Annotated in this window: 25 protein-coding genes; 12 read left to right on the top strand and 13 right to left on the bottom strand. The window is 59.9% G+C overall.

Annotated features, from left to right (window positions below; translation table 11 throughout):
* Window positions 1-4 precede the first annotated feature (4 nt).
* The 6 genes from O9X91_RS04885 (at window position 5) to O9X91_RS04860 (ending at window position 7,058) form a co-directional block, all read left to right on the top strand.
* Window positions 5-1,369, top strand: coding sequence for a glutamine synthetase family protein (locus O9X91_RS04885; protein ID WP_142911641.1), 1,365 nt, complete (start codon window positions 5-7; stop codon window positions 1,367-1,369).
* Between the two features lie 18 nt (window positions 1,370-1,387).
* Window positions 1,388-2,776: an aldehyde dehydrogenase family protein gene (locus O9X91_RS04880; protein ID WP_142911640.1), complete on the top strand. Its 1,389-nt coding sequence runs from the start codon at window positions 1,388-1,390 to the stop codon at window positions 2,774-2,776.
* A complete protein-coding gene (locus tag O9X91_RS04875; protein ID WP_142911639.1) occupies window positions 2,773-3,918 on the top strand; it encodes an iron-containing alcohol dehydrogenase in 1,146 nt (381 codons plus the stop codon). Before O9X91_RS04880 ends, O9X91_RS04875 begins: the two co-directional genes overlap by 4 nt.
* 379 nt (window positions 3,919-4,297) lie before the next feature.
* A complete protein-coding gene (locus O9X91_RS04870) occupies window positions 4,298-5,014 on the top strand; it encodes a ParA family protein (RefSeq protein ID WP_142911638.1) in 717 nt (238 codons plus the stop codon).
* Between the two features lie 144 nt (window positions 5,015-5,158).
* The gene (locus O9X91_RS04865) at window positions 5,159-5,806 is read left to right on the top strand and encodes a TetR/AcrR family transcriptional regulator (RefSeq protein ID WP_142911637.1); all 648 of its coding nucleotides are present in this window, start codon (window positions 5,159-5,161) and stop codon (window positions 5,804-5,806) included.
* Window positions 5,807-5,852: 46 nt separating this feature from the next.
* On the top strand, window positions 5,853-7,058 hold the full coding sequence (locus O9X91_RS04860) for an MFS transporter (RefSeq protein ID WP_193559306.1): 1,206 nt from the start codon (window positions 5,853-5,855) through the stop codon (window positions 7,056-7,058).
* 64 nt (window positions 7,059-7,122) lie between these two features.
* Here O9X91_RS04860 and O9X91_RS04855 read toward each other — a convergent pair whose 3' ends face one another.
* Window positions 7,123-8,511, bottom strand: coding sequence for a L,D-transpeptidase family protein (locus O9X91_RS04855; protein ID WP_137410710.1), 1,389 nt, complete (start codon window positions 8,509-8,511; stop codon window positions 7,123-7,125).
* A gap of 155 nt (window positions 8,512-8,666) precedes the next feature.
* On the opposite strand from O9X91_RS04855, the gene O9X91_RS04850 reads away from it, so the two are divergent.
* From O9X91_RS04850 to O9X91_RS04840, 3 genes are all read left to right on the top strand, one after another.
* A complete protein-coding gene (locus O9X91_RS04850; protein ID WP_142911635.1) occupies window positions 8,667-9,500 on the top strand; it encodes an aldose 1-epimerase family protein in 834 nt (277 codons plus the stop codon).
* Window positions 9,501-9,596: 96 nt separating this feature from the next.
* Complete coding sequence (locus tag O9X91_RS04845; RefSeq protein WP_046798035.1) at window positions 9,597-9,935, top strand: protein tyrosine phosphatase family protein; 339 nt, start codon at window positions 9,597-9,599, stop codon at window positions 9,933-9,935.
* Between the two features lie 47 nt (window positions 9,936-9,982).
* The gene (locus O9X91_RS04840; RefSeq protein ID WP_003494829.1) at window positions 9,983-10,324 is read left to right on the top strand and encodes a RidA family protein; all 342 of its coding nucleotides are present in this window, start codon (window positions 9,983-9,985) and stop codon (window positions 10,322-10,324) included.
* A gap of 112 nt (window positions 10,325-10,436) precedes the next feature.
* Here O9X91_RS04840 and O9X91_RS04835 read toward each other — a convergent pair whose 3' ends face one another.
* The 7 genes from O9X91_RS04835 to O9X91_RS04805 all read right to left on the bottom strand — a co-directional run bounded on the left by O9X91_RS04835 (window position 10,437) and on the right by O9X91_RS04805 (window position 16,827).
* The gene (locus tag O9X91_RS04835; protein WP_077981651.1) at window positions 10,437-10,853 is read right to left on the bottom strand and encodes a MarR family winged helix-turn-helix transcriptional regulator; all 417 of its coding nucleotides are present in this window, start codon (window positions 10,851-10,853) and stop codon (window positions 10,437-10,439) included.
* Between the two features lie 75 nt (window positions 10,854-10,928).
* Window positions 10,929-11,303 (bottom strand): DMT family transporter, encoded by a 375-nt coding sequence (locus tag O9X91_RS04830; protein WP_089153205.1) that lies wholly within the window; start codon window positions 11,301-11,303, stop codon window positions 10,929-10,931.
* A 53-nt stretch (window positions 11,304-11,356) separates the two neighbouring features.
* Window positions 11,357-11,677, bottom strand: coding sequence for a DMT family transporter (locus O9X91_RS04825; protein WP_077981763.1), 321 nt, complete (start codon window positions 11,675-11,677; stop codon window positions 11,357-11,359).
* 292 nt (window positions 11,678-11,969) lie between these two features.
* Entirely contained in the window at window positions 11,970-12,734 is a 765-nt protein-coding gene (locus tag O9X91_RS04820; RefSeq protein WP_077981653.1) for a HugZ family pyridoxamine 5'-phosphate oxidase, read from the bottom strand.
* A gap of 189 nt (window positions 12,735-12,923) precedes the next feature.
* Window positions 12,924-14,576: a thiamine pyrophosphate-binding protein gene (locus O9X91_RS04815; protein ID WP_269833407.1), complete on the bottom strand. Its 1,653-nt coding sequence runs from the start codon at window positions 14,574-14,576 to the stop codon at window positions 12,924-12,926.
* On the bottom strand, window positions 14,573-15,775 hold the full coding sequence (caiB, locus tag O9X91_RS04810; protein ID WP_142911633.1) for a succinate--glutarate CoA-transferase: 1,203 nt from the start codon (window positions 15,773-15,775) through the stop codon (window positions 14,573-14,575). The genes O9X91_RS04815 and caiB overlap by 4 nt, the downstream gene beginning before the upstream one ends.
* Window positions 15,776-15,876: 101 nt before the next feature.
* Complete coding sequence (locus tag O9X91_RS04805) at window positions 15,877-16,827, bottom strand: alpha/beta fold hydrolase (RefSeq protein WP_142911632.1); 951 nt, start codon at window positions 16,825-16,827, stop codon at window positions 15,877-15,879.
* A gap of 147 nt (window positions 16,828-16,974) precedes the next feature.
* On the opposite strand from O9X91_RS04805, the gene ettA reads away from it, so the two are divergent.
* From ettA to metF, 3 genes are all read left to right on the top strand, one after another.
* A complete protein-coding gene (gene ettA / locus O9X91_RS04800) occupies window positions 16,975-18,624 on the top strand; it encodes an energy-dependent translational throttle protein EttA (RefSeq protein WP_077981656.1) in 1,650 nt (549 codons plus the stop codon).
* A 160-nt stretch (window positions 18,625-18,784) separates the two neighbouring features.
* Entirely contained in the window at window positions 18,785-19,798 is a 1,014-nt protein-coding gene (locus O9X91_RS04795) for an ArsR/SmtB family transcription factor (RefSeq protein WP_077981657.1), read from the top strand.
* Between the two features lies 1 nt (window position 19,799).
* On the top strand, window positions 19,800-20,693 hold the full coding sequence (gene metF / locus O9X91_RS04790; RefSeq protein ID WP_162520301.1) for a methylenetetrahydrofolate reductase [NAD(P)H]: 894 nt from the start codon (window positions 19,800-19,802) through the stop codon (window positions 20,691-20,693).
* 465 nt (window positions 20,694-21,158) lie between these two features.
* On the opposite strand, the gene O9X91_RS04785 is transcribed toward metF, so the two are convergent.
* From O9X91_RS04785 to O9X91_RS04765, 5 genes are all read right to left on the bottom strand, one after another.
* Window positions 21,159-22,385, bottom strand: coding sequence for a lytic murein transglycosylase (locus tag O9X91_RS04785; RefSeq protein ID WP_269833408.1), 1,227 nt, complete (start codon window positions 22,383-22,385; stop codon window positions 21,159-21,161).
* A 122-nt stretch (window positions 22,386-22,507) separates the two neighbouring features.
* Window positions 22,508-23,287, bottom strand: a complete 780-nt coding sequence (locus O9X91_RS04780) for a glycoside hydrolase family 25 protein (protein WP_137410703.1) — start codon at window positions 23,285-23,287, stop codon at window positions 22,508-22,510.
* A gap of 234 nt (window positions 23,288-23,521) precedes the next feature.
* On the bottom strand, window positions 23,522-24,241 hold the full coding sequence (locus O9X91_RS04775) for a class I SAM-dependent methyltransferase (protein ID WP_162520300.1): 720 nt from the start codon (window positions 24,239-24,241) through the stop codon (window positions 23,522-23,524).
* The gene (locus O9X91_RS04770) at window positions 24,238-25,488 is read right to left on the bottom strand and encodes a BtaA family protein (protein ID WP_142911630.1); all 1,251 of its coding nucleotides are present in this window, start codon (window positions 25,486-25,488) and stop codon (window positions 24,238-24,240) included. Before O9X91_RS04770 ends, O9X91_RS04775 begins: the two co-directional genes overlap by 4 nt.
* A gap of 161 nt (window positions 25,489-25,649) precedes the next feature.
* On the bottom strand, window positions 25,650-26,708 hold the full coding sequence (locus O9X91_RS04765; RefSeq protein WP_269833409.1) for a transglycosylase SLT domain-containing protein: 1,059 nt from the start codon (window positions 26,706-26,708) through the stop codon (window positions 25,650-25,652).
* Window positions 26,709-26,741: the final 33 nt, after the last annotated feature.

Raw genomic sequence — 26,741 nt, 5'->3', positions numbered from 1 at the left:
TAAAATGACGAGCTATACATTCGACGCGCTTAAGATGGATGTCGCTGAGGGGCGCATCGACACGGTTCTGGCCTGCCTTGTCGACATGCAGGGGCGTCTGATGGGCAAGCGGTTTCAGGCCGAGTTCTTCGTCGAAAGCGCCTTTGAGGAAACCCATAGCTGTAATTACGTGCTTGCCACCGACATGGAGATGGAAACCGTTCCCGGCTATAAATCCTCCAGCTGGGAAAAGGGTTACGGCGACTACGTTCTGAAACCCGATCTCTCGACGTTGCGGCGTGTGCCATGGCTGGAAGGCACGGCGCTGGTGCTGTGCGACGTGCTCGATCATCACACCCATGAAGAAGTGCCGCATTCGCCGCGCGCGCTGTTGAAAAAGCAGGTGGCGCGGCTTGAGGCGATGGGGCTGAAGGCCTTTATGGCGACGGAACTGGAATTCTTCTTGTTCGACCAGACTTTCGACGCGGCGCGCGCCAGCGGTTATAAAGACCTGAACCTCGCCAGCGGTTATAATGAGGACTACCATATCTTCCAGACGACCAAGGAAGAAGACGTCATGCGGGCGTTGCGCAAGGGCCTGCAGGGTGCGGGAATTCCGGTCGAGAATTCCAAGGGTGAGGCCTCTGCCGGCCAGGCGGAAATCAATGTGCGTTATGCCGAGGCGCTGACTATGGCCGACCGGCACGCCATCATCAAGAACGCCACCAAGGAGATCGCCTGGTCGAAGGGCAAGGCGGTGACGTTCCTTGCCAAGTGGAACTACAATGCTGCCGGAAGTTCTTCTCACATCCACCAGTCGCTGTGGAGCCTGGATGGCAAACCCGCTTTCCTCGACAAGGACGCCGAGCATGGCATGTCGCAGTTGATGCGGCACTATGTTGCCGGGCTTCTCGCCCATGCCAGCGAGATCACCTATTTCCTGGCGCCCTACATCAATTCCTACAAACGTTTCATGGCCGGCACCTTTGCGCCCACCAAGGCGATCTGGAGCCTCGACAACCGTACCGCCGGATATCGTCTCTGCGGCGAGGGAACGAAGGGCATCCGCATCGAATGCCGCGTCGGCGGTTCCGATCTCAATCCCTATCTCGCCATGGCGGCTTTGCTTGCGGCGGGCATTGACGGCATCGAAAATAAACTCGAACTTGAGCCCGCTTTTGTCGGCGACGCCTATGGCGGCAAGGACGTGCGCGAGATACCCAAGACATTGCGTGACGCCACCGCCTTTTTGGACGGATCGACAATGCTGCGCAACGCCTTTGGCGACGATGTGATCGATCATTACGTCCGCGCCGGGGCGTGGGAACAGGAAGAATACGACCGCCGCGTGACCGACTGGGAAGTGGCGCGCGGTTTCGAACGAGCCTAATCATTACGGGAAAACATCATGACCATGATCCAGAATATCTCGCCCATCGACGGCTCGGTTTATGCCGAACGGAAGGCGATGTCGCTGGAGGCGGCGCGGGCCGCCGTTTCGAAAGCGCGCAAGGCGCAGAAAGACTGGGCTCGACGCCCGCTTGAGGACCGCGTTCAGCTGGTTCTGAAGGGTGTCGCGCGACTCAACGAAATGGTTGATGACGTCGTGCCGGAACTGGCGCATATGATGGGCCGTCCGGTTCGTTATGGCGGCGAATTCAAGGGCTTTAACGAGCGCTCCAACTATGTCGCCTCTATTGCCGCCGATGCGCTGGCGCCGCTCGTCATAGAGGAAAGCGGCAATTTCGAACGCCGCATCGAGCGTGAGGCGCATGGCGTCGTCTTCGTCATCGCGCCGTGGAACTATCCCTACATGACGGCGATCAACACCGTCGCGCCTGCCCTGATGGCTGGCAATACGGTTGTCATCAAGCACGCGGCGCAGACGTTGCTGGTGGGCGAGCGCATGGTGCGGGCCTTTGTGGAGGCCGGTGTGCCTGACGATGTCTTCATCAATGTCTTCCTCGACCACGGTACGACCTCGGCGCTGATTTCCGAGGGCCTGTTCAACTTCGTCAATTTCACCGGTTCGGTGGAAGGCGGCCGTGCCATCGAACGCGCCGCTGCCGGCACCTTCACCGGTCTCGGGCTTGAACTCGGCGGCAAGGATCCCAGCTACGTGATGGAGGATGCCGACCTCGATGCCGCCGTCGATACGTTGATGGATGGTGCGACCTATAATTCCGGTCAATGCTGCTGCGGTATCGAGCGTATCTACGTCAACGAAAACCTCTATGACGCCTTTGTCGAGAAGTCCGTGGCGTGGGTGTCCAACTACAAGCTCGGCAATCCGCTGGAGCAAGAAACCACGCTGGGGCCGATGGCCAACAAGCGTTTTGCCAAGGTGGTGCGGGCGCAGATTGCCGACGCCATTGCCAAGGGCGCCAAGGCGCTGGTCGATCCGAAGCTTTTCCCGGCCGATGACGGCGAGAGCGCTTATGTCGCGCCGCAAGTGCTCGTCAATGTCGATCATTCCATGGAATTCATGACCGAAGAAACTTTCGGCCCGGCCGTTGGGATCATGAAGGTGAAGAATGACGACGAAGCCATCGCGCTGATGAATGACAGCAAATACGGGTTGACCGCCTCGCTCTGGACGCAGGATGCCGCCCGCGCGGGACGCATCGGCCGCGAGATCGAAACCGGCACCGTGTTCATGAACCGCGCGGATTATCTCGATCCCGCCCTTTGCTGGACCGGCGTCAAGGAAACCGGCCGTGGCGGTTCACTTTCCGTCCTCGGTTTCCAGAACCTGACCCGTCCGAAATCCTACCATCTGAAGAAAGTCACGAAATGAATATCGTCGCCAACTGGAGCTACCCCACCGCCGTCAAGCTTGGCCGTGGCCGGATCAAGGAACTGGCGGAAGCCTGCAAGACGCTCGGCATCAGGAAGCCGCTTCTCGTGACGGATCGCGGCCTTGCCAATATGGCGATCACCGCGCATGCGCTCGACGTGCTGGAAGAGGCGGGTCTCGGCCGGGCGATCTTTGCCGAGGTCGATCCAAACCCGAACGAAATCAACATGGAAGCCGGCGTGAAGGCCTATCGGGATGGCGGTCACGACGGTGTCGTGGCTTTCGGTGGCGGCTCGGGCCTCGATCTCGGCAAGACCATCGCCTTCATGGCCGGGCAGACGCGCCCGGTCTGGGATTTCGAGGATATCGGTGACTGGTGGACCCGGGCGGACGCTTCCAAGATTGCGCCTATCGTTGCCGTTCCGACGACGGCGGGCACGGGTTCGGAAGTCGGCCGCGCCAGCGTCATCACCAATTCGCAGACCCATGTAAAAAAGATCATCTTCCATCCGAAGCTCTTGCCGGGTGTCGTCATCTGCGATCCGGAACTGACGGTCGGCATGCCGAAGGTCATCACGGCGGGCACCGGCATGGATGCCTTCGCCCATTGCCTGGAAGCCTATTCCTCGCCGTTCTATCATCCGATGAGCGCCGGCGTGGCGCTGGAGGGGCTGCGGCTCGTCAAGGAATTCCTGCCGCGCGCCTATAAGGACGGCACGGATATCGAGGCGCGCACCAATATGATGGCGGCGGCGGCGATGGGGGCGGTTGCCTTCCAGAAGGGCCTCGGCGCCATCCACTCGCTCTCGCACCCGATCGGCGCTGTCTACAACACTCATCACGGCATGACCAATGCCGTCGTCATGCCGGCGGTGCTGCGGTTCAACCGCCCGGCCATCGAAGACAAGATTGCCCGCGCGGCCGCCTATCTCGGCATTTCCGGCGGCTTCGACGGCTTCTATGATTATGTGCTGGAGCTTCGCAGGGAACTCGGCGTGCCGGAAAACTTGACCGCCATGGGCATCAAGCCGGATCGCATCGACGAACTGGCGGCGGAAGCGATCAAGGATCCGAGCTGCGGTGGCAATCCGGTGCCGATGACGCTCGAGAATACGAAGAAGTTGTTCGAGGACTGCTTCTGAATAAAGACTTAGCATTCGCCGGGCTTTTAAGGGTCGAGCGGGTGCCGCGTGTTTCTTCTCCCCGCCGGGAGAAGGTCGCGGCAGCGGGACGAGGGGGCGAGGGTAGAGATTACGAAGAGCCGTCCCCCTCATCCGACCCTTCGGGCCACCTTCTCCCCGGCGGGGAGAAGAAATGAGCGGCAATGTCGTGTCCTGCATTAGGACAGCCAAGATACTGCCTGTAATTCATGAAGCCCGCGATAGCAACCGCGGGCTTTTTGTTGCGCCGGATAACCGTTCTTAGCCTTTTATTAACCCTGTTCGTTAAGATTATGGAAAGCACCATGAAGACGTCGGTGCGTGAATGAGCATGAAACGGCTCTGACCAACAGGGGGTATCATGTCAGTCATCACTTTTGCCAATACCAAGGGCGGTGCCGGGAAAACCACGGCCGTGCTGCTTCTGGCAACCGAACTGGCCCGCAGCGGCCATCGCGTGACGGTTCTGGATGCCGATCCGCAATTGTGGATTTCCCGGTGGTACGATCTGTCCGGTTCCGTAGAAAATCTGGCGGTGATCTCGCATGTGACGATGGCTTCGCTTGAGGCGCACATTCGCGAGAACCGGGCCAATACCGACTGTTTCATCATCGATTTGCCAGGCGCGAAAACGCCGCTTCTGACCATGGCGCTTGGTATCTCCGATCATGTGCTGATCCCGGTTCAGGGCTCGGCCATGGATGCCCGGGGTGCTGCGGAAGTGCTCGATCACATCGAATTCCTGAACCGCAGGATGGGCAAGGAGATCGCCCATTCCATCGTGCTGACGCGGGTCAATGCCATGGTTGCGACCCGTTCGCTGCTGCTCGTCAAGATGCTGCTTTCGAAGAAGAACGTGTCCATGCTCAATACGGCGATCGTCGAGCGGGCGGCCTATCGTGATATTTTCGATTATGGCGGCACGCTTCTCTGTCTGGATGGCAAGAAGGTCAGCAACATCGACAAGGCGGTCGAAAATGCGGCGGCCTTTGCCGAGGAAGTCATCAGCCTCCTGCCGAAAAGACTTCCAAGGCGCGTTGCGCATCTGGCGCGTTTGGTGACCCGCAGGGCTGCCTGACTCGGTTTTGCGATTCCCCGCTCGTTGCAGGGAGAATGCGACTTTGGATGAAATTGGCTTCCCGCAAAATGCGGAGGAGAGGCGCCGTTAAGAGGCGCTTCCTATGGCCTCCTCACGGCGCGAAATTTTTCGCTTGATTTGGAAATGATCGTTTCCTATATTTCGCTCATGAGCAATTTCAGCCAGTCCAATTCCCCGGAACAGCGCCACCGCGGCAGGCCGCGCGAGTTCGATCTCGATCGTGCGCTTGACGGCGCGATCCGGGTCTTCTCGCGGCGCGGCTATCACGCGACCTCGGTCGGTGATCTCACCGATGCGATGGAACTGGCGCAGGGCAGTCTCTACAAGGCATTCAAGGACAAGAAGGCTGTCTTCATCGCCACGATGGAGCGCTACAGGATCGTGCAGACCGAGCGTTTCGAAGCGGCAGTGGCCGGCTTCGAGACCGGTTATGAGCGTTTGAGGGCGGGGCTGATGTTTTATGCCGAACGATCCCATGGCGGTGTAGGTTCGGACGGGTGTCTGGTGGTTGGTGCCGCTGCCGATCTGGCCGCCCTGGATGACGACATTGCCGTCGTGGTCGAGCGGGCCGTGAAGGCGAGGGAACGGATCGTCGCCCGCATCATCACCGAAGGGCAGAAGGATGGTTCAGTGCAGTCGAAGGCCGACCCGGATGATCTCGCCCGGGCGATGCTATGCATAATGTACGGCATGCGCGTGGTGGGAAAAACCGGGCGCAGCCTCAAAGACATGGTGGCCGTGGTGGATATAGCCATGAAGCTTGCCGATTGATTTTGTGACTATTTAGGAAACATTCGTTTCCATATTGGAGAAAATGATGACGACGCGTGTAATCGATGGGGATGATGTTGAGGCAACATCCATTTCCCCGGCTCTGACGTTTTTGCTGGCGACAGCCTGCGGGCTGATTGCAGCCAATCTTTATTATGGACAGCCGCTAGCAGGCATCATCGGAGCGGAGCTTGGTCTTTCCGCCGGTGCTACTGGCCTGATCGTGACGCTGACGCAGATCGGTTATGGTATCGGCCTGCTGTTCGTCGTGCCGCTCGGTGATCTCATCGAAAATCGCAAGCTGGTGGTCAGTTCCGTCTCGATGGCCGTGCTGTCGCTCGCTGCCGCGGCGTTTGCCCCGCATGCGGCGCCGTTTCTGATTGCCGCCTTTCTGGTTGGCGTCAGTTCCGTGGCGGTGCAGGTCATCGTTCCCTATGCCGCTCACATGGCGCCGCATGCCATTCGCGGCCGGGTGGTCGGCAATGTCATGAGCGGGCTGATGGCCGGCATCATGCTGGCGCGGCCGGTCTCCAGCCTGCTGTCGGAAGTGGTGTCCTGGCGTGGCGTCTTTCTGACCTCGGCGGCCGTCATGGCGCTTCTTGCTGTGGTGCTTTTCCGGCTTCTGCCCGCCCGTGTGCCCGATGCGCGCCTGAGCTACGGCGCATTGATGGCTTCGATGGGCAGGCTGGCGCTTCACACGCCGATCCTGCGGCGGCGGGCGATCTATCACGCCTTTCTGTTTGCCGCCTTCAGCCTGTTCTGGACCACGACGCCGCTTTATCTGAGCGGACCGCACTTCAATCTCAGCCAGGGTGAGATTGCGCTCTTCGCACTGGCCGGTGCGGCGGGCACCGTGGCCGCGCCGATCGCCGGGCGGATGGCGGATCGTGGCTGGACGCGTGCGGCCACCTTCTTTGCCTTGGCGGCGGTGGCGCTCTCCTTCGCCGTCACGCATCTTGCACCCGAAGCCTCGCATCTGGCGCTCGCCATTCTGGTCGTCGCAGCCATCGTTCTCGATTTCGGTGTCACCACCAATCTGGTGCTTGGCCAGCGGGCGATCTTCACGCTGGGGGCGGAATTCCGCAGCCGCCTGAACGGCATCTATATGGCGACGTTCTTCATGGGTGGTGCCATCGGCTCCGCCGTGGGTGGCTGGGCCTATGCCGTCGGTGAATGGCAGGCCGCCTCGTGGATCGGCTTCGCCTTGCCGGTAGCGGCGCTCCTGTATTTCCTGACGGAAAAGCGCGACTGAAACACCCATAACGAGAAAAGCCCGGCGGATCACACCGCCGGGCTTTCTGTTTTCTTGCGCTCGATTATTCGGCGAATTCGACCACGACGCCGGGGCGGACCATTTTCGCCAGTTCGGTCGCATCCCAGTTGGTCAGGCGGATACAGCCGTGGCTGTTGGTCTTGCCGATCTTGGACGGTTCCGGGGTGCCGTGAATACCGTAGGTCGGCTTAGACAGGGCAATCCAGACCGTACCGACCGGGCCGTTCGGACCCGGCGGGATCTGCAGGATCTTGTCGTTCTGGCCCTGTTTGAAGTTGATCTTCGGATTATAGGTGTAGCCCGGATTGAGCGCGACGCGCTCGACCGTGTGAGTGCCGCTCGGTGAAGGCGTATCCGTGGAGCCGATGGTGGCGGGATAGGCGGCAATCAGATTACCGTCCTGACCATAGGCGAAGACCTGCTTGATGCCCTTATGGGCAACGATGCGGGCAACCTGCCCCTTTTTCGTCTCGCCCGGATTGACGACCTTGATAATGGTGCCGGGTACGGAGAAATCGATGCCGGGGTTCAGCTCCTTCAGGTAGTTCTCATCCATGTGGAAGCGTTCGGCGAGCGCTTCCGAAGTCGAGGTGAAGGAGAGGGCAGGCAGCTGCGATTTCTCGGCATAGTCGTCCGGGATGGAGGCGACATAGGGGCCGGCGGCGTCGGCGGCGGTGATGGTGTAGTCGACAATAGGCATACCGCCGGAAGCGCGCAGGCGCTCCAGAATATCGTCGGAATTGTTCGGATCGAGCTTTTCGCCGGTCATGTCCTGCCAGGCGGCAATCGCCTTGTTGACGTTGTCGCCCATCTTACCGTCGATAACGCCGGGCGAGATGCCTTCACGGTCGAGGAAGGTCTGGAGCGCGACGATTTCCTGGCGCGAGCGATTGACTGGCGTTGTCACCGGCGTGTGGCGCTCGATCAGGTGCTCCGGCTGCGGAACCGCGGCCGTGGTGCTTTCGCCCGGCATCGGCTGGCCGAGCGGGCCGCTTTCAACCGCACCGGGTGCGGGAACGGAGCCGGTGTAGAAATTCTCGTCGGAGCCGTCGCCGCGATATTCGCGGTAATCGCGCACGCTGCCATTGTCCTGATAGCCGTAGTCGCGTTGCGGCTCACGATACCGTCCGCCGGGGGCGGGCGGATAATAGGTGGTGTCGCGCTGGCGCGCCTGTTGCCGCTGCTGGTAGCCGGAGGGCATTTCGGTGGCGAGGAGATTGCCATACTGGTCGTAAAACACCGTGCGTCCCATCGCGTCGCGGCTGATGACGATATCGCCGCGTTCGGGAACGAAATCGAGCACGCGACCGTCCGGCGTCACCAGAACCGGCTGCTCATAACCATAACGCTGCTGCGCGCCAGCCTGTAGCGGGGTGAAAACCGACGCCACGGCGACCGTCAAACCCAGAGCTGCGTTAAGAAACTGTTTCACGATTCTGCTATCCCTTGCTTGTTCACCGATAAACACACCGCAATCTTGACCCTATTGTGAAAAAGGTGAATTCGCGGTTAATGCAATCTTAATTTCCGTCACGGTTAGTAGCGTTTCCGTGAACCATGCGTTTTTGCTGCCACAGGGAGGTTGTCTTGCGTTCATTTCAGGCCGGCAAATCGCCACGCATTTTCCTCGATGAAACCTCCGTTTTCGATATCGGCGCTTGCGTCGTTGACGGCATCGACATAGCACCGGGCCGCGCCATTCCCGACGATGGCGATGCGCGCATCGATCATTCGCTCGAAGGGTTTCTCTTCACCTGCGGTCCTGATCATATCCGCCATCCCGAGCCTATCGAGGGTGACGTCGAAGGACGCCGGTATCCATTGCATGGCTCCTTGTCCTCGCATCCCGCGACCATCATCGCCTTCGACGTTCATGAGACCAATGCGCTGGCGCGTGTCGAGGTTCCCGTGAAGCTTGCCGATGGTTGCACTGCGCTCTTGGAGCGGACGTGGCGCATCGATGGTGAGAGCGGTGAAGTCAGTCTCGACGACCGGATCGTCAACACTTCCGGGCGGCCGATCCCGGTGTTCCTGATGTATCACATGAATATCGGCGCGCGGCTGTTCGACGATGCCGTGCGGCTTGAGGGCGCGATGCTGCATGGCGGGGGCCATGGCTGGCGTTTCGGCGAAGAGCCGGGCAGCGTTTTCTGCGTTTCTGCCGGCAATGATGACTGGGCGGAACTGAAGCTCGGTCCGGTCGCGGCCATCGGCGGGAAGACGCTGACCGTGCGTTTCCGTACGGAAACGCTGCCCTATCTGCAGATGTGGCGCAATCAGCAGGCGCCGGCCAATGTGCTCGGCATCGAGCCGGTTTCGCATCGCTGGGTCGGGCGGAGCGAGCTTGAGGCTGCCGGCGAGTTCAATATTCTCCAGCCGGGCGAAAGCCGTTCCTTCGGCCTGCACTTTTCCATCCTCTGAGCCGTACCGAATGAAGATCGCCCGTCATTGACGCCGCGGTTTTGACCGCTTACATCGGATGCGGATTTCAAGGGTGACGGCCAGCGGAGGCATGACATGGATATCAGGCGCATTGACGACGAATATTCGGTAACGGGACAGATCAGCGTCGCTGATCTTGACGAGGTCAAGGCGCTCGGCTTCAAGTCGATCGTCTGCCATCGCCCTGACGGCGAAGAAGACGGCCAGCCGCTTTTTGCCGATATTGCCGAGCGTGCCGAGCAGCTTGGCCTCACCATCATGCATGTGCCGGTCGGCCGCTATGGCGTCGACGCCGATGCCGTTGCCGGCATGGTGGATGCGCTGGACGAATTGCAGCGCCCGATGCTCGGCTATTGCCGCTCTGGCGCGCGCTCGACGGCGATTTACGAAAAGACCCATCACCTGCGCGGCTGATTTTCCGCGCATCTTCGATTTTTAATGCCAATCAACAGGAGTTTTCCATGACCATCAAGCGTATCGAACCGGGCAAGCGCATGAGCGGCGCCGTCGTTCACGGCAACACCGTTTATCTGGCCGGCCAGGTTGGCGAAGGCACGAGCGTTACGGAACAGAGCAAGTCCGCTCTCGCTGAAGTCGACCGCCTGCTGGCCGCTGCCGGTTCCGACAAGTCGAAGATCCTGCAGACCATCATCTACCTCTCCGACATGTCCACCTTCGGCGAAATGAACGCTGTCTGGGAAGGCTGGATCGACCCGGCAAACCCTCCGGCCCGCGCCACTAGCGGCGCACCATTGGCGACGCCGGACTACAAGGTTGAGTTCATCGTGACCGCTGCTCTCTGAGCAATGGTTTGATTTTTTAAGGAAAGGCCGGGTCGCGGAATGCGGCCCGGCCTTTTTGTCGAGGCGATGCTGTCGGAAGCAAAGTCATTTGATGCCGGAACCGGGTGGTCGTCTACGCTTGGGCTGAAGGAGTGAATTGCGCTGCAAGCGCCTTTTCGCAGCCATGCTGTTTTATTGCAGCATCCAGTGCTGTTTTATAAAAGGTGCGGGCGCTATCGATGCGCGTACGCCCACTATCGGTCAAAACGGTATACACACCGCGCTTGTCGTCCGGACAAAGATCCCGGACCGTGAGGCCTGTCCGTTCCAGACGTTCCACGAGCCTGGAAACCGAACTCTGGTTGAGGCAAAGATGCGAGGCAAGATCCTGCATCCGCAATTCACCGGTGGGTGAGCGGGAAAGCGCCTCCAGCGCACGATATTCCGATAAGCCAAGTCCGCAGGCGGTTTGCATCGTTTTTCCGAGGTCGACTTCGACGTTGCCGACGGCTTGGGCAAGTTTCAGCCACGCATCGTGTTTGGAGGACATATGGGCAAGCTCCTGGAGGAAGGAAATACTAACCCATATGTATGCTCATACAATAACATCTTCAAGCGGACGGCGCTATGACAGCCCGGTCTCTCCCTTGGGGAGTTTGACGCTGTCGGCGAGCTTCAGCCACACGACCCCGGCGATGATAATCGCCAGCCAGAACGACTGGGTGAGAGTCAACGGCTGATCCAGTAGGAGACTACCGCAGACGGCCGCCCCGACCGCGCCAATGCCTGCCCAAACCGCGTAGCCAAGCCCGACGTCGATGGTCTTGAGGGACACGCTGAGAAAATAAAGTGTCAGCAGGAAGAAGATTGCGGCGGCGATGGACCAACTCGGTATCGTGAAAGCCCTGCTCCCGCTCACGCTGAGCGCGTAACCGATTTCGAAGAGACCGGCGAGCAGCAGCATGAACCACGCGCGCCCCGTATTCGCGTTCGTTGTCATATCCATATCCTTTCTGATCTGGTGTTCTGACGTCAGATGTTGTCGCTCTATTTTTATGCCGCGCCGCTGAGCCGAAGTCCGATGACCCCGCCGATTACCAGGGCGATCCCAGCGATTTTCCTCCAGTCCAATCTTTGTTCGAAAAAAATCGCGCCCAGAACGACAATGCCGACGCCTGCTGTAGAGGTCCAAATGGCGTAGCCAACACCAACGTCGAAAGTGAGAAGCGCAAAACTAAGGAAAACTGTCGCGATTGCGCCGCTGACCAACGTCGCGGCAGTCCACCAGGGATGAGAGAAACCCTTGGCATTTCCTGCCGATATTGCGACCGCGATTTCAAAGATCACTGCGATTGCCAGATACATCCAATGCATTGTCGTTCTCCGTTAGGATGATTGTTTGAAGGATTGGCCCTGTCTCCCAACCGATGAGTGGTCGATTGAGCATGCCAGGGTCACAAATGATCGTCTCGACGTGCCGACTATTTATTTGCATGTGCATGCATATTATTTATGAAAGAAGAGGTCAACATGTTTGTCGTTTTCTTCCGCATGGAAACGATGGCGCGGTGACAGGGCCGTTCGAGACACCATGTATATGATGCCGGTCGAGGCTGAACCTGCGACGAGTCGCCTGTATTCGTTTGTTTTGAAGCCCTTGGTGGGTTCAGCTTGCGGGTTGAGTCAATTGTTTCTCAAACTGCTTCAACGTTGTCACCCGCTCCGCAAACCAAAGCCGGGCCAGATCGCTGGCCGAAGCCAGATCGATGCCGTCAGGATCGATGGAGGTGATTTTCCATCGTCCGGTTTTGGCACCAGCGAGAACGGCAAGCCGAGCCGCTTCGCCCTTGATTGCGTTGAGGCGGATCGCTTCGCTTTCCGCTACAGCCATCAGTTCTTCTGCTCCTGACAGATCGGTGCGCAGATCGCCGGGTGTGATGGTGCTGGCATTTCGCGCCGGGCCGCCATTGATCTGCACGCCTTCCGTCCGCAGCCGGTAGAGCCTTGTGTCGGGAAGGGACAGATAAAGTTTCGCCTTGGGGTAACGGGTAATATAGCGCTGTCTCGCAAGCGGCACTTCATCCGGGCTGATTTGCTCCGCCCTGCCCACCAGTGTCAGCCGCGGCAATGTCAGCGCATCGCCCTTGCCGAAGGGAGCGAGCGTCAGTGAGATGCGTGGGTCGGCCTCCATGTTGCGGGCGTGCAGCGTCAGGCCCGCCGCGAAGAAGAATGGCGTGCCATCCGGCTCGACGCCGATATTGGTGGCGGTTGTATAGGGATAACCGCTGACCGGATCGAGGGTCGCAAGTGCTGCCGTGCGGGAAGTGTGCAGCACATCCCGGGCCACGCGCACGGCCTCGAAAGGTGCGCCGGCCGAGGGCTCGATTTTTGCGCCGCGCGGGGTGATGACGGGAGGGGCAACATCCGGCATGTCGTTTCCTGATCCAAAGGGCTGCTGAAAGAAGTGTGAGACCCCTCCTTCGTCATGCTCGGGCCTGTCCCGAGCATCTGCAACCGATGAACTTTACGATACGTGATTGGATCCTCGGGACAGGCCCGAGGATGACGTCGTGCGAGCGTCAGGATTTACACCATGCCGGAGCCGTGTCCATGCGTAATATCAGCTTCCGGTCCGGATCTGCGTCAGGGTACGCGTCGGCGTGATCGCTTCCGCATCCAGCTTCACCTCGATGATGGCCGGTTTGCCGCTGGCCCGCGCCCGCTCGAAGGCGGCGGCGAAGTCTTGCGTTCTTTCCACCGTTTCGCCGTGGCCGCCATAGGCCTTGGCAAAAGCGTTGAAATCCGGATTGACGAGATCGGTGCCGCTGACACGGCCGGGATATTCCCGCTCCTGATGCATGCGGATCGTGCCATAGGTGCCATTGTTGACGAGCACGGTGATGATCGGCAGGCCATAGCGTACGGCAGTGATGAATTCCTGCCCGTGCATCATGAAGCAGCCGTCGCCGGCAAAGCAGATTACCTCGCGCTCCGGGAACAGATGCTTGGCGGCCACCGCCGCCGGCAGGCCGTAACCCATGGAGCCTGATGTCGGGGCCGATTGCGTGTTGTAGCGGCGAAAGCGGTGGAAGCGATGGACCCATGTGGCATAGTTGCCGGCACCATTGGTGAAGATTGCGTCCTCAGCCACGTTGGCCTCGATCCAGTCCATGATCAGGCCCATCTGCACCGGACCGGGCCCGGTCTGCGGTGGTGTCGACCAGGTGAGATAAGCTGCGTGCATGGCGGTAGTGCGCTCGGCCCATGCGGCGTTGCCGGAAAGGGTGAGCGAGGCGAGGGCGGCGGCGAAATCATCTGGGGCGGCGCAGATCGCCAGATCGGGGCGGTAGACGCGGCCAAGTTCTTCGGCTTCGGGATAAATATGGATCAGCTTCTGCGACGGGTAGGGGATGTCGATGAGCGTATAACCGGAGGAGGGCATTTCCGAGAGGCGACCGCCGAGCAGCACCACCAGATCGGATTCCTTGATCTCCTTCGCCAGGGCGGGATTGATGCCGATGCCGACATCGCCGGCATAGGATGGGCTCAGATGATCGAACAGCATCTGGCGGCGGAAGGAACAGCCGACCGGCAGTTTGTGGTTTTCGGCAAATGCCCTGAAGCTCGCCACGCTCTCCTCGGACCAACGGGTGCCGCCGATAATGAAGATGGGCCGCTTTGCCTCGCCGAGCATTTTCGCGAAGGTCGCGATCTGCGACGCGCCCGGGTGCGCTTCCACGGGCGTATAGGGCTTTGCCTGCGGTGCCTCGACCTCTTCCACCAGCATGTCTTCCGGCAGCGTCAGCACCACGGGGCCGGGGCGGCCGGAGGTGGCGACGGCAAAGGCGCGGGTGACGAATTCAGGGATGCGGCGGGCATCGTCGATCTCGCCGACCCATTTTGCAAATTCTGTAAAGGCGCGGCGATATTCCACTTCCTGAAAGGCCTCGCGCTCGCGCGCTTCGCGCTGGACCTGGCCGATGAACAGGATCATCGGAATGGAATCCTGCCTTGCGATGTGCAGGCCGGCCGAGGCATTGGTTGCACCCGGACCGCGCGTCACCATGCAGATGCCGGGTTCGCCGGTCAGCCGGCCCCAGGTGTCGGCCATCATGGCGGCGCCGCCTTCCTGGCGGCAGACCACGGTTTCAATGCCGCTTTCATAAAGCGCATCCAGCACTGCCAGATAGCTTTCGCCCGGAACGCAGGACACGCGGGAGACGCCATTGGCCTTCAGCGCTTCGACGATCAGTTCTCCGCCGGTTCTTTTCATGGCGTGGTGGTCCTTTCGATGTTTTCCAGTTCGGCCAGCACCTGCGCCTGATGTTCGCCTAGCTTCGGGCTCGGGCGTTCGTAACGCAGCGGCGTCTGTGACATTATAATCGGTGTGCGTACCCCTGGGATGACGGTGCCGTCTTCCGCTTCCAGATCGACGCGGAGGCCGCGTGCCTGAACTTGCGGATCGGCGAACATCTCCTCGATGGAGTTGATCGGCCCGGCCGGCACGGCGTTTTTCTCGCAGGCGCTCAGAAGATCGCGCTTATTCCATTTCAGCGTTTCGGTGGAAACGATCCGCCGGACTTCCGCTTTGTGCGCCACGCGGGCCTTGTTTGTCGCATAACGTTCGTCATCGGCAATCGCGCCAATGCCGAGAATGGTGCAGAGGCGGCGGAACTGGCCGTCATTGCCGACTGCGAGGATCAGGAAACCATCGGCCGTCGGCACCACCTCATAGGGGGAAATATTCGGATGGGCGTTGCCGAGCCGGACGGGCGGCTTGCCGGAGATCAGATAATTCATGTTCTGGTTGGCCAGCACGGCCGATTGCACATCGAGAAGCGCCATGTCGATATGCTGGCCTTCGCCTGAGCGCATGGCGTGGATGAGGGCGGCCTGAATGGCTGACACGGAATAGATGCCCGTGAATATATCGGCAACAGCCACGCCGGCCTTCATCGGCTGGCCATCGGGCTCGCCCGTTATCGACATGAAACCGGACATGCCCTGCACGATATAGTCGTATCCGGCAAAATCGGCATAGGGTCCGGTCTGGCCGAAGCCGGTGATGGAGCAATAGATCAGCTTCGGATTGAGCACCTTCAGGCTCTCGTAATCGAGGCCGTATTTGGCAAGCCCGCCGCGCTTGAAGTTTTCGATGACGACATCGGCGGTGCGGACCAGCCGGCGCACCAGTTCGCAGCCCTCTGGGGTCTTCAGATCGGCGACGATGGAGCGTTTGCCGCGATTGGTGGCGTGGTAGTAGGCCGCAGAGAGGTTCTCTCCGTCAGCACCCTCAACGAAGGGTGGTCCCCATGCGCGGGTATCGTCGCCACCCTCGGGGTTCTCGACCTTGATGACGTCAGCGCCCATGTCGGCCAGCATCTGCCCCGCCCAGGGACCTGCCAGAACACGCGCGAGTTCAATGACACGGATGCCTGCGAGCGGCGGTTTCCTGTTCGGCATGTCGGTCATCTGTCCCCCGGGATTTTCTGCTTGCCGGTTTATAGACCGCTGCCTGCCGCGCCGCATGTGATTTTATCTCATGGACTTATTCCGTTTCGGCAAAGGCGCCTTCAGTCTTTAACGACCCGTCCGCACCAGGCGGCGAAATCCGCCGCCGCGGCCTGCCAGCCGATCTCGTTCAGCGTCTCGTGCCGCATGCCCTTGTAGATTGTGTGTTCGACATGACTGAAGCCCGCCTGGCGGAAACGCTCGGCTAGCCACACAATTTCCCTGCCATCATTCGTGGCGGCATCCTGATCGCCGCTTACCAGTAACAGCGGCAGCGTTTTTGGCAGGCGCTCGATGAGTTTTGGTGCGCGATAGGAGAGTTCGAAGACATCCTGCCAGAGCGAAACGCTGGCCTCGAACTGGCAGAGCGGGTCCTCCACATAGGCATTGACAGCCGCCTTGTCGTGGCTCAGCCAGTCGGCATGGGTGCGCCTTTCCGGCATTTTTGCATTCCAGGCGCGGAAGGTCGCCTTCGGCAGGATGGCGCTCGGCACGTCCGATCCCTTCAGCATCTTTTCAAGCCGGAGCACGACCTGCGCGATGCGGCCCATGACGCCGGGATTGAGATTGGAGTTCCAGATCGACAGGCCATCGAAGGCATCGGGGTGGCTAACGGCAGCGTTGAGCGCCACAAGGCCGCCCATGGAGTGGCCGAACAGGATGGTTGCCAGGCCGGGATGTCTTTCCCCGATCATCATGCGCATCGCCATGACATCGGCAACCACCTTTTCCGCACCGTCCTTCCAGGCGAAGCGACCGAGAGGCGCATCCGCCGCTCTCGTGCGGCCATGGCCGCGATGGTCATGGGCATAGACCTCGAAACCCTGTTTCGCCATGACATCGGCAAAACGGCGGTAGCGGCCGGCGTGCTCGACAAGGCCGTGGCAGATCATCAGCACGCCACGGGCGGGGGATAGAGCGGAAGGTTGATGACGGAAGGCGATCGATGCGCCGGAAGGGGCTTCCAGCCTCTCAATCTGGCTGAAGGCGAAGTTATCGGTCGTCTCATTCATGGCAGCACCCATCGCCTCATCGCGCAGCTTGTCATAATCATGGGGTCATAATCGTGCCAGAGGTTGCCCCAAGGTCCTATTTACCCTACATAGCGGCAAATTTCCCGATACGTACTCTTAAAAATCCGATGTGGAGCATTCGCTACAATGGCACGTCAATTCATCTATCACATGGCTGGGCTGAACAAGTCCTATGGCGCGAAGAAGGTTCTGGAGAACGTCCATCTCTCCTTCTACCCCGATGCCAAGATCGGTATCCTCGGCCCGAACGGTGCCGGTAAGTCGACCGTTCTGAAAATCATGGCCGGCCTCGACAAGGAATATACCGGTGAAGCCTGGCTCGCCGAAGGTGCGACCCTCGGTTATCTCGAGCAGGAGCCGAAGCTCGACGAAAACAAGACCGTGATGGAAAACGTCATGGAAGGCGTGGCGCACAAGACGGCGATCGTCGACCGCTACAACGAATTGATGATGAACTATTCCGACGAAACGGCGGATGAGGGCGCAAAGCTTCAGGACATGATCGACAGCCAGAACCTCTGGGATCTGGAAAATCAGGTCGAAATGGCCATGGATGCCCTGCGTTGCCCGCCCGGCGATTCGCCCGTGACCGGCCTTTCCGGTGGTGAGCGTCGCCGTGTGGCACTGTGCCGTCTGCTGCTGTCGCAGCCGGACCTGCTGCTGCTCGACGAACCGACGAACCATCTGGACGCTGAAACCATCGCCTGGCTCGAAAAGCACCTGCGCGACTATCCCGGCGCCGTGATGATGATCACCCACGACCGCTACTTCCTCGACAATGTCACGGGCTGGATTCTCGAGCTCGATCGTGGTCGCGGCATTCCTTACGAAGGCAACTACTCCGCTTACCTGCAGGCGAAAGCCAAGCGCATGCAGCAGGAAGCCCGCGAAGATGCATCGCGTCAGAAGGCCATCAGCCGCGAGCAGGAATGGATCGCATCCAGCCCCAAGGCCCGCCAGACGAAATCCAAGGCGCGTATCAAGGCCTATGACGAACTGGTGGAAGCAGCGGAAAACCGCCGTCCCGGCGATGCGCAGATCGTCATTCCGGTTGCAGAGCGTCTCGGTCGCGTCGTCATCGAAGCCGACAACCTCACCAAGTCCTATGGCGACCGCGTGCTGATTGAAAACCTGTCCTTCAAGCTGCCGCCCGGTGGCATCGTCGGCGTCATCGGTCCGAACGGTGCGGGTAAGACGACGCTGTTCAAGATGATCACCGGTCAGGAAAAGCCTGATAGCGGTTCCGTGACCGTTGGTGACACCGTTCAGCTCGGTTACGTCGACCAGAGCCGCGACGCGCTGGCGGGTGACAAGACCGTGTGGGAAGAAATCTCCGGCGGCAACGACATCATCAAGCTCGGCAAGTTCGAAGTGAATTCGCGCGCCTATTGCGGCGCCTTCAACTTCAAGGGCGGCGATCAGCAGCAGAAGGTCGGCAATCTTTCGGGCGGTCAGCGTAACCGCGTTCACCTCGCCAAGATGCTGAAGGCCGGCGGCAACGTGCTGCTGCTCGACGAACCGACCAACGACCTTGACACCGAAACGCTGGCGGCGCTTGAAGAAGCGCTGGAAGCCTTCGCCGGCTGCGCCGTTATCATCAGCCACGACCGCATGTTCCTCGACCGCCTTGCCACCCACATCCTCGCTTTCGAGGGTGACAGCCATGTGGAATGGTTCGAAGGCAACTTCGAAGACTACGAAAAGGACAAGGTCCGCCGTCTCGGCCCGGAAAGCATCAAGCCCGGCCGCGTGAGCTACAAGCGCCTGACGCGCTGATCCTTTTCAGCATCGCTCCAGAAAGGCCCGCCGTAAAGCGGGCCTTTTTTCGTGTAATAAGTGGACATGATCGCGTCCCGAGACACTTTACGCTTGCATCGAACGTCACATCGACATAAAGATATCTTTATATCTTGATTAGCTTGCGAGGCGCGGCAGAGTGGCGTTCGGTCTGGACAAATTGGTGGATCTCCTGAAGGCGGCGGGTGAGACGACGCGTTTTCGCTTGCTGGCGCTTCTTTCGGCCGGCGATCTGACGGTTACCGACCTTACCGAAATCCTCGGCCAGTCGCAGCCGCGCATCTCCCGTCACCTCAAACTTTTGACGGAAGAGGGGCTGATCGAGCGTTATCAGGAAGGCGCATGGGCCTATTTCCGTCTGCGGCAGGATGGTGAGCCTGCGGGCGTCGTTCGGCAGCTGCTTGGCGCCGCGTCGCCGTCTGACGCGGTTCTCCAGCGCGACAGCGAACGGCTTGCCACCGTCAAGCGGGTGCGGGCGGAGCGGGCGCAGGACTATTTCAGCCGCAACGCTTCCGCATGGGACGAGCTGCGCCGTCTGCATGTCAGCGACGAGGCCGTGGAAGGCGCGCTCCTGAAGCTGGTGGGCACCACGCCGATCGATTCGCTTCTCGATCTTGGCACCGGCACCGGCCGTATCCTGCAGCTTCTGAGCGGGATCTATCGCCGCGCGATCGGTGTGGATGCCAGCCGCGACATGCTGTCGGTGGCGCGCGCCAATCTCGACAAGGCGGGCGTGGTCAATGCCTCCGTTCGTCATGGCGACATTCTCAATCTGCCGCTCGAGGGACAGGATTTCGATCTGATCGTTATCCATCAGGTCCTGCATTTCCTCGACCAGCCGGAAATCGCGCTTTCGGAAGCTGCACGCATGCTGCGTCCCGGCGGTCGGCTGATCGTCATCGACCTTGCGCCGCATTCCTTCGAATATCTGCGTGATGAACACGCGCATGTGCGGCTCGGTTTCTCGCATCCGCTGATGGAAGAATGGTTGAAGAAGGCCGGGCTTTCGTTGGAGCGCGCCGTCGATCTTCATTCTGAAAAAGCGTCCGACGAGGCTTTGGACGTCACGATATGGGTTGCCCGCGACCAGCGGCTGCTGATGGCAGACGATGTGGCGCAAGAGGCGGTTTTACTTCGCTCCGGGAGGGCATGATATGTTGAGGTCAGAAACCGCACGCCGTGATGGCGACATCCGGTTGTCTTTCGAATTTTTTCCTCCCAAGAACGCCGAGATGGAATCCCAGCTTTGGGAAACGGTCGACGAGCTGAAGAAGTGGAATCCGGATTTCGTTTCCGTCACCTATGGTGCCGGCGGCTCCACAAAAGCGCCGACGCTGGACGCGGTACGCCGTATGATCGCCGACGGCCATCTGCCGACTGCCGCGCATCTGACGTGCGTGGATGCGAGCCGGGATGAGGTGCATCAGGTCGTAGAAGAGTTCCGCAATGCTGGCGTTCGCCATTTCGTGGCGCTTCGCGGCGATCCCTCCACCGGCATCGGCACGGCTTACCAGCCGCATCCGGAAGGGTATGAGAATGCTGCCGCTCTGGTGAAGGGGCTGCGTGAAATTGCCGATTTCGAGATTTCCGTTTCGGCCTATCCGGAAAAACATCCGGAAAGCGCAAGCGAGGCTATCGATATCGACATGTTGAAGCGCAAGGCCGACAATGGTGCGACGCGGGCGCTGACGCAGTTCTTCTTCGATAATGACGTGTTCGAACGTTACATGGAGCGGGTCACGGCGGCGGGCATCACCATTCCGGTGGTTCCGGGCATTATGCCGATCCAGAATCTCACCCAACTCAAGCGTTTCGCCGGCCGCTGCGGCACCAGCATTCCCGGTTTTCTGGATGAGCGTTTCGAAGGCTATGACGACGATCTGGAAGGTCGCGCCCGCGTGGCCGCGGAGGTTGCCGCCGAACAGATTGCCGATCTTCAGCGTCGTGGCGTCAATGAGTTCCATCTCTACACCATGAACCGCGCGCCGCTGGTTGACGCGGTGCTTGAAAATCTCGGGCTGGAGCGTCTGCGCCGCAGCGCCGCGTGATTTTACACAGCAGATTACCGAAATGAAAAAAGCGCAGGTCCCTTAGGGCCTGCGCTTTTTAAACTCGTGTCATCTACGGTTTTTATCTGCGTTTGGTCTTCACGTCTCGTCAGATGAAAAGCATCATCGCTACGAACAAAAACGCCAAACCGACTGCCAAGGCATTGAGAGATTTTGTAAGTCCCATGGGTGCCTCCTGTTGTTGACAGGTTTGATAATATGACCGTTTTGTGGCGGTTGGAAAGCGGTTTTTGTGATGCAGTGCAGCAAGGCCTGGCATGCCGTAAAAAAGCGTTTTCTGTAATTTATTGAAAATAAAAGATTATTTCTCTATCACGCAGTGCTTCATAAGTTTAAAAAAAGTAAATGACCGGGGTGTTATCCCCAGTCATCAGGTCGAGATTAATGATTTCTGCCTTGATTCCGTCCGACAGATGAAGGGCCGGAAGGCGTCGTTAAGATTGATTAAAGCGCCTGCAGAAGTGCGGCAGAAGGCCAGCCATCGGCGGGCAGTCCGAGACGCTGCTGCTCTTTCTGGATGGCGACGCGGGTGCCGGAACCGAGAATGCCGTCCACCTTGCCGACATTATGTCCGCGCGCTTCGAGCTTGGTCTGAAGCTGCTTCATGGTCGCATCATCGAAACCGGGCTCCGGGTTGCCCTTGTTATAGACGGGGGAGCCCATCAAGCGTGTGGCGAAATAGGCGGCCGAGGTCGTGTAGATGAACGACTGGTTCCATTCCAGATAGACGTTGAAATTAGGATAGGTAATGAAAGTCGGACCCTTGCGCCCCTGCGGCATGATGAGCGCGGCGGGAAGGGAAGCGAAGTTCTTGTTGCCGTCACGCGGGGTGACGCCGAGCGCGAACCACTCACCGGCGGTCAGCGTGCCGCCGAGGCCGGATTTTTCCCAGGGCAGGTTTTCAGGCAGGGAAACTTCCTGAATCCAGGGTTCGCCCTTCTTGAAACCGAGATGCTGGATGAATTTGGCCGCAGTCAGGATGGCGTCGGGCGCGCTGCTCTTGACGTTGATGTGGCCGTCGCCATCACCATCGACGCCGAAAGCGATGATGTCCTTGGGCAGCATCTGTACCTGGCCGATTTCACCGGCCCATGCGCCCGTATTGGTGGCTGGGTCGAGATCGCCGTGCTGGACCATTTCGATCAGCGCCAGCAATTGCGGGCGGAAAAGTTCCGGGCGGCGGCAATCATGCGACAGGGTTACCAGCGCGTTGCGGGTGTTGAAATCGCCCTGGACGGCGCCGAAATCGGTTTCCATCGCCCAGAAGGCGGCGATGACACCTGCCGGTACACCGTATTCACTGTCGGCGCGGGCGAAGGTGGAGGAGAGTTCCTGCAGTTTCTTGCGGCCAATATCGAGGCGCGCCTGGCTGACGGTGCGCTGGGAAAACTCCAGGAAAGTCTGGCGGAAGACGCCCTGTGCACGGTCACGCGAGAGCACCTTCGGGTCGATCTGCGCGCCGGCGAGCGCCTTCTGGATTGCGTCGGCCGGGATGCCCTTGGCAAGCGCATCGGCTTTAACGCCTTCGAGAAATGCACCGAGATCGCCGCCGCAGGCAACCTGCTTGGGATCGTCAGGCGAGGCGACAGGCGGCGTTGCGAGTGCGGAGCCGGTAGAAAGAAGCGACAAAGCGGCGGCAAAAACGATGCTGCGCGACCGGAACGTGGGCATGGGAATTTCCTCGATAGGTTGTTAGCCCGCTTTACCCATATGTTTGCGACAAAAAAACGGATCGGGCGATCTGACGTGGCTGAACAACGCCGATTTTTCAAAAGTGTTGCTTCTTGGCCGTGTTATTTGGCGGAAGCAATCCATTTTCGCCAGTTTTTCTCACTTCCGGCGAAGACATTGATGTCAGTGGGACCGTTCACGCCGGGCACGACGCCGGTTGCGGTATATTGCCAGAAGGCCCATTTGCGATCTTCGTAAATCTTGGCCGGATGGGCGGCAACGGAACGCACCCAGAAATGGTAGTCCTTGAACTGGCCGACGAGATTGTCGCGGTGAAAGTCGACTGAGGTATAGATGATCGGGCGCTTGCCGTAGTGGGCTTCGATGCGGTCGAGGAAACGTTGCATTTCGGCGCGCACGATACCCGGGGCAGGGCGGGTCTTGCAGGTGGGGGAGGAAGGATTCCACTCCACGTCGAGAACCGGGGGCAGGGTGACGGCGTCCTTCGGAACGTTGCGAATGAACCAGTCGGCCTGGGCGTCCGCTGTGGAGCAGAAATAATAGAAATGGTAGGGCGCGTGCAGAATATCGGCCGCCGCCGCGCTGCGCCAATGGTCGCCGAATTTCGGATCGATACGGTCCGACCCTTCCGTCGCCTTGATGAAGACGAAGGAGACGCCGGATTTGCGCACGGTTTGCCAGTCAACGTCGCCATTCCATTTGGACACGTCGATGCCGTGTACCTCGTGGCGGTGCGGGTTGTTGACGCCGAAATCCTGCGGGTCGGTATCGGAAAATTTCGGCCTGGAAACGGATGCGGTTTCCAGCAGGTCGTAACTGGTGGAGGTGCAGCCGCCGATCAACAGCAAAGCCGACAATAGTGCCGATAAACGCAGCCGCATTGAAACCCTGATGAAAGTGTTGCCCATCCCGCGGCCGCAAAACGGCGCGCCATATCTCTCAATTTACGCATAACATGGTAAACAAGCGGTTATGGCAAGGGGCTAGGTGCTTTTTGCATCTCGCAAGCCGCTGGATTTGCAGCGATTTGCGATTTTTACTGCTGAAACCTCGCCCGGCGAAACCTTGAAGGCGACGTCGCATGCGCGCATGCGGGTTTTGCAATCCGTCGGGAATCAGGCGTCGGCCAAGATGCGGTGGTTTTTCGGCTGCTGCGCTTCGGCAACCGGGAGCGTGATGACAGCCCGCCAGGCATAACCCCGGGCGATTTCCTCGAATTCGAGATTGCCGTCAAAACGGCCGGCCATATTGGCCAGAAAATAGCGAAGATTGGCGCGGGGCGTGACGTGGAAACGGGTGAGCCAGGCTTGCAGAAGGGTGCGGAACCACTTCGGCAATTGTTCCTGCTGGCCGAAATCGACAATATGCAGTGAGCCGCCGGGCTTCAGCGCCGTGAGCGCCTGTTCGATCGCCTTTTCCCAATCCGGTATCATCGACAGCGCATAGGGGATCATGACGCGGTCGAAGCCGTCGGGTTGGCCGAATTCCGAGGCGCGGAAGGCAGTGGCATCTGCCACGCGCAGAATGGGGCGTTCCGCCTTGCCGGCGAAATTTTCGGCTGCGGTCAGCAGCATTTCGGCGGAAATGTCGAGGCCGAACAGTTTCGCCTGCGGAAATTTGCGGCTGGCCAGCAGCAGGTTGCGGCCGGTGCCGCAGCCAACTTCCAGCAAGGTGCCACCTTTCGGCACGTCGAGGCCGGAAATGGTTCTGTCGCGGCCGAGAAGGTAATATTTGCGGGTGATATCGTAGATATGCCGCTGGTGGCGATACATGCGGTCCATCAGGCCCGCATGTGCGCTGTCTGCAAGGCCCACATTCTCGCCGATGGTTTTCATGCCATAACCCTCTGGTAGATGTGGAAGCCGCCATAAATGGCCGAGCGGTCCATGGCGTTGAGCGCGTTGGAGCGCTCTTCGAGATAGACCCACTGGTTGCGGATGTCAGGCGAAAGCCGGCCTTCGATGACGCTCTTTTCGGCAGCGGTGCGGAAGATGACGCGCGCGCCGGATGCCGCGGTGCGGCTGATCTGCGACCATAATTCGTTGAGCTGCGTGTCCGTCATCCAGTCCTGCGCATCGAGGAGGATATAGCGGTCGACGGCGCATGCCGGCTTTTTGGAGAGAAGCTCGGTATAGGTGGCGTGGTGCACGGCAACGCGTGCGGTGTTGTTGCGGATCGTTTCGTAATATTCCGACTTGAGATAGGCGGGCAGGGCACCCTCATGCGGTTCGGGATAACGGCGCGCGAAGGCCTGCCAGGCGAAATAATTGTCGCTGAGCGGGAAGTTGCAGGCGAGCTTTTCCAGCCGCTCCTTGAGCACGGACGCAACCGTGCCATCGGCGGAAAGGCTGGCCAGCTCGTCATATTGGCGCGGCGGAATGCCGAGGCCGAAGAGCGAGCTTTTGCGCTTCGTCAGCCAGCGCACCACCGGCTTGTCGAAAAGGGGTGCGACCTTGCTGTCGAAAAACTGGCGCTGTTCGTCCAGCGTTCGGGTCTTGGCCATTTCGGTGAGCTTCACGCCGTGCAGCCGGGCCATGAAATGACCGGCGCCGATGAAGCGGCCGAGCAGGCCGGTGCGATAGATATTCCTGTCGAAGACAGAGATGCGGCGGCGGCCGGAAAGGGTGCGCTTCGACCAGTATGCCTTGGTCGTGGCGTCGAGATGCTCGGCGATGAAGCGGTCATAACCGATGCTGTTGCTGCGGTGGTTGGCGCGGCCGAAGTGGCGCACCACGTCCTGATGGGCGGGCAGATGGCGGAAGGCGGCGAGCTTCAGCTTGTTCAGCGCAATGTGGTGCGGGTTGAGGTCCACGACATCGATGCTGGCCGGATTGCGGGAGAGGTAGGCCAGCATGTTGCAGCCGCCCGAGCCGATGGTGACGATGCGGTGGCCTTCGCCAAGCTCCATGGCCTCCATGTCGATTTCCGGGTCTTCCCATATCTGCGGATAGACGAGGCCGGAAAAGAGGACGCCGAAGAACCGCTCGGACAGACCGCTTTTGGAGAGTGCCTTGTGCTGGAGCAATGCAGACTTCAGTTTCGTGTTCTTGCTGAAGCCGGTCTTGGGTGCCGCACTCGTCATATGTTCACCTCTCAGTCGATTGAGAGGCGTCTACAGCCGTCACACTACAGTTTGATGACAGGGGCTGTGGGTGAAAACAATGAGACGAAAAGACGCTGTGAAACGATCGGCGTCTAAGTTGCCACGAATCCAGACTGCATTCCCAATGCAGCCGGAGGCCATCACTTGCGCAGAACGTGCAGCATGCCCTTGCGCTTGGCGTCGTAGTAATAACCGCGCGCGTAAAGCCGGACCGCGTTATCGCGGTCGTTACCCGCCACAACCCATGCGCCGCGCAGATATTTGACGGCGTATTTGAGGTTGGTTTCGGCATCGAGCAGGCCGGAAGCGGGACCATCGAAGCCCATGGAGCGGGCCGTGGCATGCCTGATCTGCATCAGGCCGAAATTGCCGCTGCTATAGGCGCCGGGATTATACATGCTTTCACGCCGCACCACTCGGTGAACCAGATCTTCCGGCACATCGTACATGGTGGCGTATTTGGTAATAAGGCCGCTGAGCTTTTCGCGTCCGACCGGGGCCGCCATCGATTCGTTCTGGCGGATAGCGGCAAGCGCGGCGTTGGTCGGGCCGGCGGCATAGGCCAGAACCGTGCTGTCCGGCTTTGGCAGCGGAATGACTTTGCGTTCGGCCGTCAGTTCAGTGCCGATGGAGGGCGAACCGGGCGGCGGCGGCGCGGGCGGGAAGCTGCCCTTGACGGCAACCACCTGCGGCAGATCGGCAGCGGCATTGTGGGCAGCCGGCTTGGCCGCCATGTCGGCCGTTTCGATGGCTGCGGCCGCCGGAGTGGCGCTTGTCGGTGCGAGTGCCGTGGCCGTGGTCGGCGCAGATGTCGTCACACTCGCTTGGGCGACTTCGTTCTGCTGCGGTTGCATCTGGGCGGCGATGGCTGCGGCCGCAGCAATTTCAGAAGCCGGCGGCAGCGCCACGCGTCCGCCCTTGACGGCGACGGCGGTGGGAAGTGCCGCAGGCTGGGAAGAGGTTGCGGTTTCGGCGGTCTTAACCGTTGCTGCTGCTGCCGGGGTCACGCCCGTTGCTGCTTCGGCCGTCGCCGGCTGCGGCGATGTTTCCGCGGGATTGACTGTCGCGATCGTCGGGCCGTTCGGCCCTTCCTTTGCGGTATATTCGACGCTGGTACATGCGCTCAATGCCAGTGCCAGACCCACGGTGGAAGACAGAAGAAGTGCACTTCTTCCGCGGAATTTGCCGGAATTTCGCATGTTGCCGCCTTCGTTATGCCTGTCTTTCGATAC

The sequence above is a fragment of the Agrobacterium salinitolerans genome (assembly GCF_027498475.1).
GTDB classification, from domain to species: Bacteria; Pseudomonadota; Alphaproteobacteria; order Rhizobiales; family Rhizobiaceae; genus Agrobacterium; species Agrobacterium salinitolerans.
Note: the sequence above shows the minus strand (reverse complement) of the source record. Positions and strands in the feature narration are given on the sequence as shown.